This is a genomic window from Rhodopseudomonas palustris (assembly GCF_003591005.1).
Classification (GTDB): Bacteria; Pseudomonadota; Alphaproteobacteria; order Rhizobiales; family Xanthobacteraceae; genus Rhodopseudomonas; species Rhodopseudomonas palustris_K.
This window is the reverse complement of record NZ_QYYD01000078.1, coordinates 1-564: the sequence shown is the minus strand read 5'-3', so window position 1 is coordinate 564 and position 564 is coordinate 1. Positions and strand designations below refer to the sequence as shown.

Below are 564 nucleotides of genomic sequence, written 5' to 3'. Positions count from 1 at the left end.
CTTCACCACCTGCAGATAGAGCGGCAGGAAGGTGACCGAGCCAAACAACGACATCCCGATGACAAAGCCAATCAGGCTGCACAGCAAAAAGCTGCGGTTGCGGAATAAGGAGAGCGGAATAATCGGCTCGCTGGCCAGCCGCTCTTCATGAATAAAGCCGACGATCCCGACCAGGCCAAACGCCAGGATGCACCAGAGCTGCGGGTCGCTCCACGCGCGGACGCTGCCGCCCTCGGAGGTAAACAGGATGATGCACAGCAGCGCCATGCTGAGGTAAATCGCCCCCAGCCAGTCGATCTGGTGCTGGCTGCGCTTGTTGCTGCTGTGAAAAACCGCACCGATCACCAGCAGCGCAAACAGCCCCAGCGGCAGGTTGATGTAAAAAATCCAGCGCCAGGAGGCGTGCTGCACCAGGAAGCCGCCGATTAACGGCCCAATTACCGTCGCCAGGCCAAAGACGCCGCCGAACAGACCCTGATAGCGGCCGCGATTCGCCGGCGGGATGACGTCAGCCACCGCCGCCATGCTGATCACCATCAGGCCGCCGCCGCCCAGCCCCTGCAG

General features: G+C 62.1%; 1 protein-coding gene. It reads right to left on the bottom strand.

The features are described 5' to 3' along the window. The coding region (locus tag D4Q52_RS26040) for an MFS transporter (RefSeq protein WP_119859478.1) at nt 1-564 on the bottom strand (564 nt) is incomplete at both ends.